The sequence below is a fragment of the Paenibacillus sp. FSL E2-0177 genome (assembly GCF_037992975.1).
Classification (GTDB): domain Bacteria; phylum Bacillota; class Bacilli; order Paenibacillales; family Paenibacillaceae; genus Paenibacillus_AQ; species Paenibacillus_AQ odorifer.
The window spans coordinates 832,799-849,177 of the sequence record NZ_CP150307.1 but is presented as its reverse complement, the minus strand read 5'-3'; the positions used below and the strand labels follow the sequence as shown (position 1 = coordinate 849,177).

Here is a 16,379-nt window from a genome sequence, read left to right as displayed (position 1 = left end):
AAAGAGACGGCAATGATGCCATCTCTTTAACAACATTTTTTCTCATACTTGTCCGTAAAGTCCAATAAATATAAGGATCTCATAGCACTGTATCCTTCCTTACCAGTAGAGCGACACTCTCCACATACGTGGGTGGACAATGTGAACAAGCTTATATGAGGAGCCCTAAGACACTTCCGGACAGTTTATCTGCTCTTGACGCCTTAGTTCATAAAAATATTGCACAATTGGATGCTTTAACTTCATCTTCTCGCTCATGTTTAAAATACGCTTTTTTCCAACTCGTCTGTCCACTAAAGCTAGAATATTCAATAAGATATCGTCGCTTTCTAAGCTCTCCTCTATGGAAATAGATAAATGCTTAGTAGCTATAACAATAAAGTTCGATTTACTTAATGATGTCTGAGCTGACAAAAGCTCCTTTGCAAGTTCTGATATTTTTCTGCTTCTTGCAATGACTATTAGCCGATCCTCCGGGATGATCCCCTTACTATCTTTTCTAACCGCTTCAATTTCTTCATGGCTGATAGGAATTTGAAGATCTGAACCGAGCATAGCGTCTATGGCGTGCTGCAGAGGGACGAGAATGGCCCTCCTATCCATAACCGAACGGATGCTTTTTGTACTCTAGGGGGCTTGAGCCGACTCTATTTTTGAACACACGACTAAAATAGTACTGGCTCTTATACCCTACCTTCACGGCCAGATCCCCGATTTTGATATTCGGCATTACGTCATCCAGAATCTCCTTCGCCTTCGATATCCGAAGCTCGGTGACATAGTCAAGGAATGAAGCACCGATTTCTTGCTTCATACGCTTACTAAGATAGGTTTGGTTGATATGAAATAGTGCTGCTACTCGAGTAATAGACAGCTCCGGATCCTGATAATGACTGTCAATATACTCGGTCACTTTTTGGATAAGCACTGTTCCATCCCCTGTATACCCGGGAAGCTCCCGCTCCTTATCCACCCTGTCTTCATGTGAATGCAAAGGATATTTTACCTGAAGATGCTCATCGATCCGATGAAGCAGCTTGTTCAGATCACTCTTCGGCACAGGTTTCAATACATAATCGAATGCTTGCAGTTGCACGGCTTGACGCGCATATTCAAAGTTATCGTACCCGCTGATGATGACAACCAGAACCGACGGGCAGCGTTCGCGCAATATGTTCATCAGATCGAGCCCATTCATATTCGGCATGTTGATGTCCACAAGACATACATGTGGTGGGGCTTCCTCCACCATATTCAATGCTTCGTTTGCACTTTTCGCTTCTCCTGCAACTTCAAAAAGATACGGACTCTCCTCAATATATTGTCGCAAGCCTTTGCGAATGATCGTTTCATCATCGACGATGACAATCTTCCACATCTTCATTCCACTCCCCGTCCAAAGGTATTCGAATGACCATAACGGTAATGCCATCTTCGCTCTTCACTGCAAGGCCATATGGCACTCCGTAAGCTAGTCGAATGCGATGGTTTACACTGTATAGCCCAAAGCCTGTGGCAGAACGATCATATGTATCATCAAGAAGGGCTTGATTTATCTGCTCAAGCTTCTCTTCCGGAATCATAACCCCATTATTTTCAACCTTAATGACCAAATAATCGGCCTGTTTATATGCTGTAATCGAAATTTTGCACTTTTGATCCCCAAGTGGCTTAATCCCGTGATAAATCGCATTTTCCACCAAAGGCTGCAGTATGAAGCGAACGACTTGGCACTGAGCAAGCTTTTCATCATATCGAAGCTCGTAGTCCAGAATCTCCTCATATCGCACACCTTGAATATGAAGATAACTCTCGACATGGTACAACTCCTGATCAAGCAGAATGTATGGACTGCCTGTGCCAAGCCCTAATCGGAAATACGCGCTAAGCGCTTCCACCATCTCCACCACATTGTCTGCTCCATGTTCCGTTGCCATCCACTGGATCGTATCCAATGTGTTGTATAAAAAGTGCGGCTTGATCTGCTCATGAATCAGTCTGAGTTCCATCTCCTTTCGGTCCTGCTCCACAGCGTATAATTGAACAAGCATGTCATTGAAGCTTCGTCCAAGATCGCCGATCTCATCCGAGCGCGTAACATCTGCTCGTATGGTTTGGTTGCCGTTCTGCACATTTTCCATTACCTGGCGAAGCGACTGAATTGGACGAATAATGGAAGAAGCAAGCAGCACCAGAAAGACGATAAACGCACTACCGATAAGAACGCCTACCAGCAATGCAGTCCGCTGGGTTTTGATCACCGCTAACGATAGACTTGAATTCGGTACTTTGAGTACTAACTTCCAGCCTTCCACATTTTGAATTGGAGCCTCAAATACACTCATGTTCTTCTTATCTGCTGTATCCTCCGCTCCATCTTCTTCACCCAGCTCTCTGCAATCGACGATAAGCTGGCCTGACTGGTCATATAGCATTACATCTTGAGCAATCTCCCTCATCTTCTTGACGGAGACGGCTGCGGCAATATAAGCTACCTCATCATTCACCGATGGATTCACGCGATAAAGAATGACGACGATTTCGGCTGCATTCGCTTTGGATACGATCGGATTGCTTACCACATAATTGGAATCTGAATTCAGCAGTTTTCGATAGTAGGGTCGGTTTAGTATCGAAAAAGGCTTGTCCCTTGCTGACCAGGAATTTCCGTGAATATCCACCACGCGTATGGATTCGTACTCTACTTTCTTCTTCGCCTCGAACTTATCGAACTCTTGCAGCAATTCATCTCGTGTCCACTGATGGTCCGAAGCTAGAGAAGCAAGCATGTCTATCTCTCCAATGCGCTGATTAAACCAATAATCAATCTGGTCGCTGCGTGCAGTAACCACTTGCTGCGTTAAGTTCTTATTCAAAGGGACAACCGTATGGTTCATCTCCAAATATATTGTTACAAGCAATGCAACGAACAGCAGCAAGAAGCAGCCTCCTGCGATTAACGTAATTTTTAAGTGAATTGATTTCATTGTAATCATAGCCCTTCACAATATCCGTTTCTTACATGCCCGAAAAAGACAAAAAAACACTAATCTGTGCAAATACATAATGCTGTACTAAATCTATAATAGGTCTTGTGCATATTTTCACATGAAATAACATTCATGTCTAGGCTAGAGATAAAGGATTTGCCTAGCAAATCTTCCTCTCCCTAGTGTATGTAACCAATCCACAACAGAATGAAGGAGATATTATGCGAACTCACACGAAAAAGCTGTTATCTATTCTACTAGTCCTCAGTCTTATGTTCACGCTTGCTGCTTGCGGCAGTAAAGATGCAGAGCCCGCTGCAGATGCAAACGGAGTTCAAGTCTTTGAAGGAGTTGGGCAAGGTAAACATGGCGATATTAAAGTACAAGTCTCCTTATTAGATAACAAGATCACTGACATTAAAGTGACAGAGCATAAGGAAAATGAAGTACTTGCAGAACCTGTTTATACACAGCTCAAGCAAGATGTCATGGCAACTAACAGCGCAAAAGTTGATGCCATTAGCGGATCTACAGTTACAAGCAAAGGATATCTCGAAGCCATTCAAGATGCAATTACGAAGTCTGGACTTACCCTTGTCGCTGGCGCTGCAGTCAGTGGAAGCAAAGACAAAGAAGAAGTCGAGCAAACCTATGATGTTGTCGTCATCGGTGCCGGGGGTGCTGGCTTTAGTGCGGCTATCGAAGCGAAGAGCGCTGGAGCTAATGTAGTTCTGCTCGAGAAAATGCCAGCTGTTGGCGGCAACACATTGATCTCCGGTGGTGAGATGAATGCGCCTGACAACTGGGTTGAACGTGCTCTTGGCATCACAGATGACACGGCTGACTTGTTCTATAATGATACGATGAAAGGCGGAGACAACCTCGGGGATCCAAAGATGGTTCGTATTCTTGCCGACAATGCTCTAGCATCTGCCGAATGGCTGCGCGATGATATCAAGGTAGAGTTCTTACCTGATCATCTGTTCCAATTTGGTGGCCATTCCAGAAAACGTGCGTTGATTCCTGTAGGTCATACAGGTGTTGAATTGATTACTAAGTTAAAAGCCAAAACAGACGCTGATCAAATCACGATCAAAACGAATATGAAAGCCGAAACCTTGCTGAAGGACGAAAGCGGCAAAGTAACAGGTGTAACTGCGACTTCGGGTACTGGCGACAAGATCACATTCCATGCGAACAAAGGCGTCATCATCGCTACCGGTGGTTTTGGATCCAATGTAGAGATGCGTAAGAAGTATAACCCTACAATGGATGAAAAATATATGACTACCGATACACCAGGATCTACAGGTGACGGTATCGTTATGGCAGAAACGATTGGCGCCAAACTGACAAACATGGAGAGTATTCAAACGTATCCAATCTGTAATCCTGAGACAGGTGTTATTTCCCTGGTTGCAGACTCCCGCTTCGATGGTGCGATCCTGATTAACCAAGAAGGCAAGCGCTTCGTTGAGGAATTAGAACGTCGTGACGTTATTTCTAAAGCAATTCTTGCCCAAACGGGTGGATATACGTATCAATTATGGAATCAAGGCATTGAGGATATTGGTAAAACGATCGAAGTTCATCAAGACGAATACGATCAACTCGTTAAACAAGGCTTGCTCTTTAAAGCCGATACGATTGAAGAGGCGGCTGATTTCTTTAAAATTGACGTGAACACTTTGAAAGAAACGATTAATAAAGTAAATGATTATGCGAAAACAGGTAAAGACCTTGATTTCAAACATCGCGGTGGATTGAAATCTCTTGAAAAAGGCCCTTACTACATCGAAAAAGCTGTACCCTCCGTTCACCATACAATGGGCGGCTTGGTGATCGACGAGAAGACTCGCGTTTTGAATGAAAAAGGCGAAGTCATCCCTGGGTTGTTCGCTGCAGGTGAAGTAACTGGGGTCATTCATGGTGCAAACCGTCTTGGCGGTAATGCCATCGCTGATATCTTCACATTCGGCCGGATTGCAGGCCAACAAGTTGTAGCAGAGTAATCTTATTTTTTGTGTAACTGCTCTATTAATAAGTTAGCCTTAAAAACGTGCAAGATAACTTGTAGAGTGCCGGTTGACTGCTAACTTTCAAGCTGCCCTCTATGACATAGCAAACCGCCCTGTTCGCAACATTGCGAACAGGGCGGTTTGCTATGTATTCGTGTCATCGGCATGAAAAAAATAAGCACTGTGATCAAAAGTGTGACCACGAAGATCTTCACGATTTTTTTATGGTGGAGCCTAGGGGCTACGCTAGTCTAACTCGCTGCTCTTTTATCGTTCCGATAAAGGAATATTATTCCACTCTGTTTTTGCTTTCATTGCATTTCTCTCCTTTAACTGAATGTGAAAAAGCGCAGGAACTTGTCCCTGCGCCATGCTTCCGCAATTTGCGGAAACAAAAAAAGCCCCATATGGTACCCTCGAAGGTTCCATATGGGGCTGACTTTTTGCAGGATCATTAATAAATGAGAAAGAGCCCTCACGGATAATAGGCATAGACCTACTTCGTAAGAGCTTTATTATGCAGATATGTGGTTGGAGAACGCTTCTAATTAATGGCCAGATATAATGGAAAAGCATATAGCCAACCAATGAATCCAATATATAATCGGATATTAATATTCAGGGAAATCCCTGATAAAATTTAATTCCCCGTGCTCGTCCACAAAAAATAGACGTTTTATGTTACTCGCCAAAATTTTTACAAATATATTTTATGATATTATCCTCTGCTCGGCGTTTCGTAATACTTCAGTGTCCGGAGTTTCCGGTCGAATATGACTGGTCATTGCATACTCTTGCTGCGCTCTCGACTTCGCCTTGTTTTCATTTACATACTTCTGTTACATCCCTCACCAACAAAGCCACCGACTCCACATGCACCGTATGCGGGAACATGTCCACCGGAGTCACCTCCACTGTCTTGTATCCGCCATCTTCCAACACCCGCAAGTCTCTTGCTAATGTCGATGGATTACACGACACATATACCACACGCTCCGGCTTCATAGCCAGGATCGTCTCCAAAAGTCGCGGATCGCAACCCTTACGCGGTGGATCGACAACGATAACATCCGCCGTAATCCCTTGCTCTTTCCAATTCGGAATGACATCTTCAGAGGCACCAACCTCGAACACTACATTCTTCATCTCATTTAACTTCGCATTCGCCCGGGCATCCTCAATAGCTTCCGGTACAATCTCGACACCGTATACCTTAGCCGCATGCTGCGCCAGGAAGAGGGAGATCGTACCGATGCCGCAATAGGCATCGATAACCGTTTCGTTGCCAGTCAGTCCGGCATATTCAACGGTTTTACCGTACAGCACTTCGGTCTGTGCCGGGTTCACTTGATAGAACGAACGCGCTGAGATTGCGAACTGTACATCGCCGATGTAGTCATAGATAACATCTCTGCCCCACAAGACGCGGGTTTCGCCACCGAAGATGACATTCGTACGCTGAGTGTTGACGTTCTGGCAGATGCTGACTACATCTGGCAGCTGTTCGCGGATGCTGCCGAGCCAGGCGTCCAGGTGTGGGATGTCGCGGCCGTTGGTTACGAGGACAACCATCATTTCACCGGTACGGAAAGCTTTCTTCACGACGACATGGCGCAGCAGGCCACGACCGGTTTCTTCACTATAAGCAGAGATGCCAAGTTCTCTGCCGATGTCTTTCACCTTGCGCACAACGTCATCATTATCCTCATGCTGGATTAAGCAGGTTTCCATATCGATGATACGGTGACTTCCGCGTGCATAGAAGCCTCCTACAAGACCGCCTTCGGTTACACCAATTGGTACCTGAGCCTTGTTGCGGTAACGCCAAGGCTCGTCCATGCCGAGTGTCGGGCGGACAAGAATGCCATCTGTATGAGCTACTCCAGCGCCATCAGTCGTACCATCTGCAATGCCGCCATAGTTGGCACTGTCCGTCTGACTCTCAACAGCTTCATTCTCTTTGCTCTTTCCGCTATCCCCGCCACCACTCACCCGAAGCTTCCCAATCCGCTCCAGGTTGTCCACCACCAGCTGCCGTTTCCACGCCAGCTGAGCAGTGTAGTCCATATGCTGCAGTTGGCAGCCGCCGCATTGGTCATAGATCTCGCAAGGCGCCGCGATGCGGGCGCTGCTCGCTTCTACTATATTCAGCAGTTTGGCGTAGCCATACTGCTTTTTGGTCTTGAGCACCCTTGCCCGGACTTTCTCTCCGGGAAGGGCTCCCTGCACAAAAAGGGTAAAGCCTTCTACGCGGCCTACCCCTTCACCTTCATGGGTCATGCCGATAATATCGAGCATAACCTCATCATTTTTATTCACAGGCAGTCCGGCGACAGGCGCCTTGCCGGCTGGGCGGCTGGTGCTGCGTCCACTGCGGTGTTTACTCATTATTTATAGTTCACTTCTTTCATTATCATCGCTGTATAATCCCACACTCTTGCTTTCAATCAACCTAATTATTCTGAGCAAAAATCCGCAGATGCTGCGGCAAAATCCGAAAACGACCCGGCAGCTCTCCGCCAAGTTCTCCATCCAAGTTCAATTGGACATGCCCTGGAGAGATTACATCCATTGCATCCGTACGGAAATACACAACCTTTTTATCCTGCAAATGCTCGCCACGAAGGGCCAATCTAACCAAACGGACAAACTCTGCCAGGTTGCATTTTTTAACCGCAATAACATCTAACAGACCGTCATCGATTCGAGCGCCGGGGGCAAGTTTTTCAAAGCCGCCGACAGAATTCGTATTTGCAATCAGGAACAGCATGAACTCATCATGAATAACCTCCTGCCCATTGGCACGAATGATTAGTTCCTGAGGAGATAGGCTGACCATTTTTTCAATACCTTTTAAATAGTACGCAAGCTGCCCTATCATGGTCTTCAGCTTACTTGGAACTTCATAGGTCAGTTCGGTTAGACTGCCACCGCCTGCTATATTAATGAAATAACGATCATTGGCTTTACCGATATCAATCGGACGCGACTCTTGACGAAGGATTAAATCAACGGAATCTTCCCAATTCTTCGGGATCCCCATCGCACGTGCAAAATCATTGGTAGTCCCAAGTGGCAATACGCCAAGCGGGGGGAGATTAGGTTTCTCCGCCATACCATTGATAACCTCATTTAAAGTGCCATCCCCACCGGCTGCTATGATTAGATCATAACCGCGCTCTACTGCATCCGCAGCAGCTAACATAGCATCGCCTTCTCCGGTCGTTGCATGGCAGGAGGCTTCAATGCCACCCGTATCCAGCCGGTCCAAAATGTCGGCGAGCCGCTTCTTCATTTCTTCCCGTCCAGAAGTGGGATTATAAATCAATCTCGCAGTTTTCATTACCGGAACGCCACCTGTTTTTTATAATAGAATAACCTAATTGATTATACCTAATTCGGACCACTACAATCAATGTCAGAGGACATTTATCGTAAATATTCCATTATACAACAATTCACGACACCTTATTAGGCAAAAACAACTATATATATGTGTATGCGGCAAATCCCGTATTATCCACGGAAATGGGCACTATTTTTCATGATTAAGTGGGCTAAAAAGGAAGCTTTTTAACTCTCTTTTCGAATCTGTTCGAGGAGTGTCTCTACCTGTCTCTCAATCCAATGCGGAAGAAGCGGGTGCGGCAAAAGCGTCTGGCCAGAATACTTATAGGTTAACCCTTTAAGTCTGTTCGGAACCACATGTTTAGTGAAATAACCTTCACTCAAAAAAAGCGGCGCCACCAATACCTCGTGACCCTGCTCCTGCCAATTCTCCACTTTGCTTCTTACACTGTCCGGATTCAGCAGACCATAATCGGCCGCCGCTACGCCGCTCACCTCACGTACACGTCCTGCCAGTGAAGAGATGCCCTGCTGCCAACGCTGGCGGAAGCCATCATAAATGCTGCCATGACCCACTAGCAGAATTGTCTCACGTTCCGGTTTCGTAGACAGCTTACGGAGCTTGTCCCAGATCATCACAGCGATGTCCGGGTCATCGTCGACAGGATAACCATAGTGAACCTTAGCCTTCACGTGGAACGGCTCTAAATCGGTCTCACGTTCAGGTGCAGGTTTAGCCCCTAGTGCATATTCTATTTCATCGACATGTGTGCTACCCGAGGAAACGAACAATGGGATCACAATTATATCTGTGACCCCTGCATGTTCCAGTTCATTTATTCCATCTTGAATCAGACGGCCCTCTACCAGCTCTAAAAAAGAGACCACCACTGGCATCTCTTCATCTAGCGATAATTCGCTTACGGCCTCTTCCACGATCGACACCCAAACCTCGTCGCGGGAGCCGTGACTGATAATAAGTACGCCCGGTACCATAAATTAGCGTCCCAAACGTTCCAGCGTTAATTTATAACCATCATTTCCGTAGTTCAGGCAACGTTTTACACGGGAAATAGTAGCTGTACTTGCTCCTGTCTCTGCTTCGATCTGATTGTAGGTCGAACCTTTGCCAAGCATACGCGCTACTTCCAGTCGTTGCGACAGCGATTGAATCTCGTTCACGGTGCACAAATCATCAAAGAAAACATAACATTCTTCCATATTCTTTAATGTTAAAATGGCTTCAAATAATTGGTCTATACTTTTATCATTTAACTTCTTAAGTTGCATCAATTTTTCATCCCCTAAAAGTTCTATCAGCATTAGTTTCTCTGATTAAGCTCCGTACAAAACTAGCTCCGGAAACATCAACCTAATGTCACTATCCTGCCTTTACTATATTGCACTGGAGCGCATTTTTCAAGCATTAACGATTTCACGCTGTAAAGAACGAAAATGATGGACAAACGTCCACCCCACGCGCACACCATTTATGTACCCCAATACAAGTATTTTTCTCTACATAAGAATTATCGCCTACACTATAGTACTACAAAAGCGCCGAAAATCAAGCTCGTACACGGTTTCTTCACTACTTTAACCTGTTTATAGGCATACGCCCTTTTCCGCTCCTATCCCTATTACCCGGGCATTCGTCTATACCGTATGTTCGCCCATGACATACAGTATAGCAGACCACTAACAAAGGAATGTGATATTATGCCTGATCATTACTATAATCATTCCCGCCGGAATCAGCGTTCACTGAGCGATTCGTATAATGCCTCTGCCTACCCCGGCCTCAGTTCATATGCGCCCTCAGCTCTCCCAGGTGAGACCGGAATCCTTCCTGCTTTAGGAGCAGAAGCTGCCACCGAAACTGCGCTAGCGCTCCCTGCAGCTGAAGCTGCAACAAAGGCAAGCGGCGGGCTTGCCGGACTGCTCAGCGGCTTAGGCGGCGGTGGCGGAATTGGTGGGAATATGGAGCAAATCAAAGGCATCATCGATCGTATGGGCGGCATTGACGGGATCGTAAACTCTATGGGTAAAGTACAAAAGGTGATGTCCGGCTTCCAGCAGATGGCTCCAATGGTTAAGCTGTTCATGGGTAGCTTCGGTAAAAACAAAGGCGCAGCAGGCGCACTAGCCGCCGAAGAGGATGCCGCCCTGTACAGTCCTAATCGCCGCAAAAAAAAGCGCTCCACCTCACCCCGTCGCAAATCTACTACAACTACTCGCCGGCGCTCTACTTCTTCCACCGGAAAACGTCGCCGCAAATAGCGGTGACGTTTTCTAGCTATGTATCAGAAAAACAGCAATTCTCGCAGAAAAGAGATTTGCTGTTAGCGCTTCTGCTCTATTTTTACTTAAACCAGCCACTCCGTCGAAACCATCGGAACATCCCAAAACCAACTACCAGCATAAACAGCAACACACCAAAATAACCATACTTCCACTCTAGTTCAGGCATCTTCACAAAGTTCATCCCGTAGATCCCGGCGATAAGCGTCAGCGGCATGAATACGGTGGTGATTACCGTTAGTGTTTTCATAATCGAATTCATCCGGTTGGAATTGAGTGAAATGTAGCTGTCACGCAAATCCGCTGTCATTTCCCGATCAGCCTCAATCATATCGGAGAGTTTTAGCAGATGGTCATAAATATCGCCAAAATAAATCCGTTCCTCGCCATTGCTCTGGACATGCTGTGAATTCACGATCCGGTACATCAAGTCGCGCATCGGCACAATCGTCCGCCGCATTTTGAGGAGTCTTCCGCGCACGCCAAACACCTGGCTCATCAATTCCTCCACCGACTCACTGCTGCCGCTGCTCTCCAGATCCGCAAGCTCGTCCTCTAAACTGTAGAGACATGGAAAATATTTATCCACCAGCTTGTCCATCACCGTATATGCAGCTGCCATCGGCCCACCCGACCAGCCTTTTCGACTATGTATTTCGCTCTTCACCTGTTCCCACGCTTCATTCATCTCTGCTTTTTCCTGATGGTGATAGGAGACAAGAAAGTTCGCGCTTAAAAATAGGTCAACCTCCTCAGCATCCAACGTCCGCTCATTCAGCGCATGCAGCACAAAAAACTGCACATTCTCATAATGATCCAGCTTCGGCCGCTGCAACACATGCATACAGTCCTCTATCGCTAAGGGGTGAAAATGAAAATATTGATCCAGCAAAAGCGTTTCTTCTGGCGTAGGCGTAGCAAAATCTGCCCATATCCAAGCATAATCCTCCAGCCGGATATTTTGCAGAGGGATCTCTGTCAGCACCTCACCTTTATGTGTGACAACAAGTGTACGTATCATAAATGTTCCTCCGCTTCATCTTCTTCCACGCCTCTATTGTACAGCAAGAAGACAACTCTTCCAAAAAGCAAAAAACATAGCCAGCAGCACCCCTCAAGCTAGACTAAGATACATTTGGTGCTTCGTCGTTCGTTAATGCTCGATTCATTTGTGTAAGGTTGGTTGTGCGGGGGGCGAGCTATCCTTATTCTCCGCTGTCGGTATCGGGTTTATGAGTGAGATGAATTCATAGCTGTGAATTACTATCGCTATTTTTACTAATTAGTTGGTGAAAAAGTGCTCATTAGGGATGGTAAACAACCCTTCGATCGTAAGCAGACTGACCTTGATTTCGCAAAAGTTTGAGTTCAACGCCTCTCGTTCATTACCGTAAGTAACATATGTTTTACTTTGGGCTGGTAGTGACCGTGGGATAGGGATGCAATTCTTGACTGTAAAGTTGAGTGCAGGTGGGAATTATGAATATAGTGATGCTCATGGACGGCAGAAAAGCAGGGAGAAAGAGAATAGGGTTGGGTTGGGTTGGGTTGGGTTGGGTTGGGTTGGGTTGGGTTGGGTTGGGTTGGGTTGGGTTGGGTTGGGTTGGGTTGGGTTGGGTTGGGTTGGGTTGGGTTGGACTAGTTACTTTGCGCAAGATTGGACTGTGTTGCGGTGGATTCCGTTGGAATGTGTTACGTCGGACTGGGCTGAGTTATTTTGTGCCAGGTTACGTTACGATGGACTGGATTAAGGTGCGCTGGATTCCGTTGAAATGAGGTAAGTTGGACTGGGCTGAGTTATTTTGGGCTAGGTTACTTTGTGCAGGGCTGGACTTCGGTGCGCTGGATTCTGCTGAAATAAGGTAACTTGGACTGGGCTTAGTTAATTTGGGCTAGGTTACTTTGTGCAGGGCTGGACTTCGGTGCGCTGGATTCTGCTGAAATGAGGTAAGTTGGACTGGGCTGAGTTATTTTGGGCTAGGTTACGTTACGATGAACTGGATTTAGGCGCGCTGGGTTCCCTTGAAATGTGTTAAGTTGGGCTGGTCCAACCTCATACAAGTCAGGTTCCATCATTCTAAGGCATTTATGCCTTTCTTTTTGCTTCTTCGACGCTATTCCACTAATTCTAAGACATTTATGCCTTTATTTCTGCTTCTTCGACGCTAGTTCACCCATTCTAAGGCATTTATGCCTTTCTTTCTGCTTCTTCGACGAAGTGTCTCCAATTCTAGGGCAATTATGCTCTTCTTTTTGTCAGCATCCTCGAATTTCGTCACTTCTACGGGATTTATACCGTACATTCCCCCTCCAACGCCACACTTCGTCATTTCTACGGGATTTATACCGTACATTCCCCCTCCAACGCCAAACTCCGTCATTTCTACGGGATTTATACCGTACATTTTCCCTCCATCGCCAAACTCCATCATTTCTACGGGATTTATACCGTACATTCCCCCTCCAGCGCCAAACTCCGCCATTTCTGCGGGATTTATACCGTACATTCCCCCTCCATCGCCAAACTCCGTCATTTCTACGGGATTTATACCGTACATTCTTCACCCATCCTCATGTCCACACAACAAAAAAAGATGTCCGCAGCCCAATGGCTAACTGACATCTTTATTAAAGGGTGTTTAAAAAATGATTTTGAAAATCAGACCTGCTAATACCGCACTGATTGGAATCGTGATGAACCAAGTGACCACAATACGTCCGGCTACTCCCCATTTCACTGCAGAGAAACGTTTGGCAGAGCCTACCCCAAGGATCGCTGATGTGATCGCATGCGTTGAGCTTACTGGCAAATGCAGCAGCGTTGCTGAGAAAATAACAGATGCCGCGGAAATATCAGCCGCGAAACCGTTAATAGGTTCGATTTTGAAAATCTTCGTACCCATAGTCTTAATAATCTTCCAACCACCGATGGAGGTACCGAGCGCCATAGCCGTAGCTGCAGCTATCTTAACCCACAAAGGGATAACATCCATAGTTTCTTGACGTCCTGAGGTAACGAGTGCAAAAGTAATGATCCCCATCGCTTTTTGCGCATCATTCGTACCATGTGTGAACGACTGTAACGCTGCCGTAAGGACCTGCATAGAGCGGAAGCCCTTGTTGACCGTATGTGGACTACGCTTAGCAAAGATCCATTTCAGGATGGTCATGATAATATAACCAATAACAAACGCAATGATTGGGGAGAAAATCAGTCCTTCGACAATTTCCACAAACCCGCCCCAATTGATGTGTGCTGAGCCTGCCCCCACGTATACTGCACCCGCTAAAGCGCCGATCAGTGCATGAGACGATGAGGATGGAATTCCGAGCCACCAAGTAATCAAATTCCAAATAATCGAAGCAATCAGCGTGGCTATTATGATATCCAACCCATTTTCAAGCAAGGTCGGGTCGGTGATACTTCCGCCGATTTTTTTGGCCACACCTGTAAACATCAAGGCCCCAACAAAGTTCATCAGTGCTGCCATAATAATTGCTGTTCGCGGTTTTAAGGCACGTGTTGAGACAGAGGTAGCAATTGCGTTGGCCGTATCATGGAATCCATTGATAAAGTCAAACGCAAGCGCGAGAAATATAACAATTCCAAGAATCCATATAGATGTTTCCATATTCTAGTACCCCTTATGAGTTGCGCATGATGATCGATTCCAACATGTTGGCTACATCTTCACATTTGTCTGTAGTGGTCTCGAGCCGCTCATACAGTTCCTTGCGTTTAATCAGCTCAATCGGGTCTTTTACAGTTTCGAACAGGACCTTAGTACAAATACGCAGCACTTCGTCCCCTTGATTCTCAAGGTCATTCAGACGGATTGTATATTCACGGATCGCCAACAATTTCTTCTGGGAGAGCAAATGAACCGCTTTTTGGATTTCATAAGCACACTGACGAAGGATTTCGGCGAATTGTACAATGTATTCATCCGGGTCAAGAAGGTTGTACATATAGAAACGTGAGGCGGATGCCTCCAGACCATCGATGACATCATCCATGCTTGTGATCAAGTCCATAATGTCGTCACGTTCAAGCGGCGTAATAAACGTCTTGTTCAATTCTTTGATGACGGTGTGCGTGTAAGTATCACATTGGGATTCGTACTTTTTCATCTCTGCAGCGAAATTATCGACATTATTCCGGAGATCAGTGATATTCTGAGCAAAATAATCTGCAGCTTGGACAATAGTATCGGCCATATTTTCCAGCGTCTCAAAGAATATGTCCTTTTTTCTCAACTTCATTGTTTTAAACCCCTTTACATAAAATTACCGTGAATACAGAGCCATTCATATGTAAAAAGCATGAAAATGAATGACAACCCTTGTTATCTTATCATATCCGTACAAGGTATAGAAGCTATAGAAATGAACTTTTTTACACTCTATTAACACATACCCATTATTCCGAACACAAATCTGTATAACACTGGATATTCCGACTTTCTTATGTTGTACCATCCGCCCCGCCATATACCACATGACTGCTAAATGAAGGCGCATTAGGGACCACCAAAATATGGGTAATTCCTGGATACATCAGCTCTTCTTTTCCATCCCTCACAAAACGGATCACATCCCCTGGTTCACGCGACCATCTGCCTTTGGTGACCTGTCCCCGCTGAAAAAGCAACGCTTCCCCGCCAAGCTCCACATCAATCTGAAGTCTTCCGACATCATCAAGCACTTTGTGATCGGCTCCTATAACCATCACATTGGCCGCTTCCACCGGATTATCGTTATTTAGATCCAAATGAGGTTTGTCATTCACATAACGCTGATAGGTCTGACGTTTAGGATCATATTTATAGTCAACTTTATAACTTTTGAGCAGATAGTTTATGCTAAATTCAGCGGCTTTCTCTCCGTCCGCCGGTATGTAATCTGGATTGTTAAAAAGATACCCGGGTACCTTCACACTTTGCGCAAACCCAAGCTTCTCGGCACCTTCCCGCAGTTTGGCTGCGTTGCTGTACAGGTTATGTGGTGCTTTTCGCGCTTTATCCCGCCAAAAATAAGCTCCGGCACGGCCGATCTCGTCCATATCTTCTTTTTTCTCTTTTTGCAAAATGGCATAAGCCGCCGGACTCCCTCCTGCATGCACCGTCACACCGCCGTAGCTCTCGCCAATATCCAGCAAATAGGGGCGGATGCTGCGAATCGGTCCGATTTTCACCACACCTGTATGGCTCTGAAAAATACCAATCAAACGCGTAATACCACCTTCGGCAAGAATCTCATACAAAATATCTGCTTCACTAACCCCCGATTGCGGCCGGGCGGCAGGAGCATTATTTATCATTACGGCCAAGGGACGTGGAAGACTGTCTTCAGAAACTGGAAGACCTGTTAATCCGGATACGAGCTCAGCAGCGGGATCAATAGTAGGTGAGGGTTGAATCGTTTCGATAGGCGTGGGCTCTGCGGTAGGCTGCTGTGTCGGGGTGATCTCATTATTTGCACTCTGTGTTCCGCAAGCGGAGAGCAATAGGGTGGTCAATACAATGGCAGATAACAGACGGGAAGAAGAGCAATTTACTTTCATAAGCTTGTAGTTCCTCCTAAACGTTTTATGAAACTCACTGATTCCTTCCATTTAATCACAGTCAGTCCCATTTGTCTTGATCACCTTCTCCCTTTTTTCATAGCGAGCATAAGGAAATTTTATAGCATGGAATAGATAAATTCTCATATTAAAAAAAGG

General features: G+C 45.8%; 14 protein-coding genes and 1 pseudogene. 3 read left to right on the top strand and 12 right to left on the bottom strand.

Annotation, left to right across the window (positions count from 1 at the left end; all coding sequences use genetic code 11):
* Window positions 1-165 precede the first annotated feature (165 nt).
* The 3 genes and pseudogenes from MHI25_RS03845 to MHI25_RS03835 form a co-directional block, all read right to left on the bottom strand.
* Window positions 166-543, bottom strand: a pseudogene (locus tag MHI25_RS03845) (hypothetical protein); the annotation flags it as partial.
* 52 nt (window positions 544-595) lie between these two features.
* The gene (locus tag MHI25_RS03840) at window positions 596-1,378 is read right to left on the bottom strand and encodes a response regulator (protein WP_076128491.1); all 783 of its coding nucleotides are present in this window, start codon (window positions 1,376-1,378) and stop codon (window positions 596-598) included.
* Entirely contained in the window at window positions 1,353-2,939 is a 1,587-nt protein-coding gene (locus MHI25_RS03835) for a histidine kinase (protein ID WP_076128489.1), read from the bottom strand. Before MHI25_RS03835 ends, MHI25_RS03840 begins: the two co-directional genes overlap by 26 nt.
* 272 nt (window positions 2,940-3,211) lie before the next feature.
* Between MHI25_RS03835 and MHI25_RS03830 the strand changes: the two genes are divergently transcribed.
* Window positions 3,212-5,002: a flavocytochrome c gene (locus tag MHI25_RS03830; protein WP_340394993.1), complete on the top strand. Its 1,791-nt coding sequence runs from the start codon at window positions 3,212-3,214 to the stop codon at window positions 5,000-5,002.
* A gap of 828 nt (window positions 5,003-5,830) precedes the next feature.
* On the opposite strand, the gene rlmD is transcribed toward MHI25_RS03830, so the two are convergent.
* The 4 genes from rlmD to MHI25_RS03810 form a co-directional block, all read right to left on the bottom strand.
* Window positions 5,831-7,396 (bottom strand): 23S rRNA (uracil(1939)-C(5))-methyltransferase RlmD, encoded by a 1,566-nt coding sequence (gene rlmD / locus MHI25_RS03825; RefSeq protein ID WP_340394992.1) that lies wholly within the window; start codon window positions 7,394-7,396, stop codon window positions 5,831-5,833.
* A gap of 64 nt (window positions 7,397-7,460) precedes the next feature.
* The gene (locus tag MHI25_RS03820; protein WP_036680719.1) at window positions 7,461-8,351 is read right to left on the bottom strand and encodes a diacylglycerol kinase; all 891 of its coding nucleotides are present in this window, start codon (window positions 8,349-8,351) and stop codon (window positions 7,461-7,463) included.
* Between the two features lie 230 nt (window positions 8,352-8,581).
* Window positions 8,582-9,352, bottom strand: coding sequence for a CbiX/SirB N-terminal domain-containing protein (locus MHI25_RS03815; RefSeq protein ID WP_340394991.1), 771 nt, complete (start codon window positions 9,350-9,352; stop codon window positions 8,582-8,584).
* 3 nt (window positions 9,353-9,355) lie between these two features.
* Window positions 9,356-9,646 carry a YerC/YecD family TrpR-related protein gene (locus MHI25_RS03810; protein ID WP_019913624.1) on the bottom strand — a complete coding sequence of 97 codons (291 nt, stop codon included), beginning with the start codon at window positions 9,644-9,646 and terminating at the stop codon, window positions 9,356-9,358.
* 429 nt (window positions 9,647-10,075) lie between these two features.
* Between MHI25_RS03810 and MHI25_RS03805 the strand changes: the two genes are divergently transcribed.
* Window positions 10,076-10,636, top strand: coding sequence for a hypothetical protein (locus MHI25_RS03805; RefSeq protein WP_038568686.1), 561 nt, complete (start codon window positions 10,076-10,078; stop codon window positions 10,634-10,636).
* 82 nt (window positions 10,637-10,718) lie between these two features.
* Here MHI25_RS03805 and corA read toward each other — a convergent pair whose 3' ends face one another.
* Window positions 10,719-11,678, bottom strand: a complete 960-nt coding sequence (gene corA, locus MHI25_RS03800; protein WP_076136897.1) for a magnesium/cobalt transporter CorA — start codon at window positions 11,676-11,678, stop codon at window positions 10,719-10,721.
* A 458-nt stretch (window positions 11,679-12,136) separates the two neighbouring features.
* Between corA and MHI25_RS03795 the strand changes: the two genes are divergently transcribed.
* Window positions 12,137-12,433, top strand: coding sequence for a hypothetical protein (locus MHI25_RS03795; protein WP_340394990.1), 297 nt, complete (start codon window positions 12,137-12,139; stop codon window positions 12,431-12,433).
* Window positions 12,434-12,822: 389 nt separating this feature from the next.
* On the opposite strand, the gene MHI25_RS03790 is transcribed toward MHI25_RS03795, so the two are convergent.
* The 4 genes from MHI25_RS03790 to MHI25_RS03775 form a co-directional block, all read right to left on the bottom strand.
* Window positions 12,823-13,215: a hypothetical protein gene (locus MHI25_RS03790; protein WP_340394989.1), complete on the bottom strand. Its 393-nt coding sequence runs from the start codon at window positions 13,213-13,215 to the stop codon at window positions 12,823-12,825.
* An 81-nt stretch (window positions 13,216-13,296) separates the two neighbouring features.
* Window positions 13,297-14,289 carry an inorganic phosphate transporter gene (locus MHI25_RS03785; RefSeq protein ID WP_036686873.1) on the bottom strand — a complete coding sequence of 331 codons (993 nt, stop codon included), beginning with the start codon at window positions 14,287-14,289 and terminating at the stop codon, window positions 13,297-13,299.
* Window positions 14,290-14,302: 13 nt separating this feature from the next.
* The gene (locus tag MHI25_RS03780; protein ID WP_036686871.1) at window positions 14,303-14,920 is read right to left on the bottom strand and encodes a DUF47 family protein; all 618 of its coding nucleotides are present in this window, start codon (window positions 14,918-14,920) and stop codon (window positions 14,303-14,305) included.
* 202 nt (window positions 14,921-15,122) lie between these two features.
* The gene (locus MHI25_RS03775; protein WP_076104156.1) at window positions 15,123-16,220 is read right to left on the bottom strand and encodes a DUF3048 domain-containing protein; all 1,098 of its coding nucleotides are present in this window, start codon (window positions 16,218-16,220) and stop codon (window positions 15,123-15,125) included.
* Window positions 16,221-16,379: the final 159 nt, after the last annotated feature.

What these genes read in the sequence shown, in the direction of transcription:
- corA (WP_076136897.1), bottom strand. Translation starts at nt 11,678, where the DNA reads ATGATACGTACACTTGTTGTCACACATAAAGGTGAGGTGCTGACAGAG.
- MHI25_RS03795 (WP_340394990.1), top strand. Translation starts at nt 12,137, where the DNA reads ATGAATATAGTGATGCTCATGGACGGCAGAAAAGCAGGGAGAAAGAGA.
- MHI25_RS03810 (WP_019913624.1), bottom strand. Translation starts at nt 9,646, where the DNA reads ATGCAACTTAAGAAGTTAAATGATAAAAGTATAGACCAATTATTTGAA.
- MHI25_RS03815 (WP_340394991.1), bottom strand. Translation starts at nt 9,352, where the DNA reads ATGGTACCGGGCGTACTTATTATCAGTCACGGCTCCCGCGACGAGGTT.
- rlmD (WP_340394992.1), bottom strand. Translation starts at nt 7,396, where the DNA reads ATGAGTAAACACCGCAGTGGACGCAGCACCAGCCGCCCAGCCGGCAAG.
- MHI25_RS03775 (WP_076104156.1), bottom strand. Translation starts at nt 16,220, where the DNA reads ATGAAAGTAAATTGCTCTTCTTCCCGTCTGTTATCTGCCATTGTATTG.
- MHI25_RS03780 (WP_036686871.1), bottom strand. Translation starts at nt 14,920, where the DNA reads ATGAAGTTGAGAAAAAAGGACATATTCTTTGAGACGCTGGAAAATATG.
- MHI25_RS03790 (WP_340394989.1), bottom strand. Translation starts at nt 13,215, where the DNA reads ATGTACGGTATAAATCCCGTAGAAATGACGGAGTTTGGCGATGGAGGG.
- MHI25_RS03820 (WP_036680719.1), bottom strand. Translation starts at nt 8,351, where the DNA reads ATGAAAACTGCGAGATTGATTTATAATCCCACTTCTGGACGGGAAGAA.
- MHI25_RS03830 (WP_340394993.1), top strand. Translation starts at nt 3,212, where the DNA reads ATGCGAACTCACACGAAAAAGCTGTTATCTATTCTACTAGTCCTCAGT.
- MHI25_RS03805 (WP_038568686.1), top strand. Translation starts at nt 10,076, where the DNA reads ATGCCTGATCATTACTATAATCATTCCCGCCGGAATCAGCGTTCACTG.
- MHI25_RS03840 (WP_076128491.1), bottom strand. Translation starts at nt 1,378, where the DNA reads ATGTGGAAGATTGTCATCGTCGATGATGAAACGATCATTCGCAAAGGC.
- MHI25_RS03785 (WP_036686873.1), bottom strand. Translation starts at nt 14,289, where the DNA reads ATGGAAACATCTATATGGATTCTTGGAATTGTTATATTTCTCGCGCTT.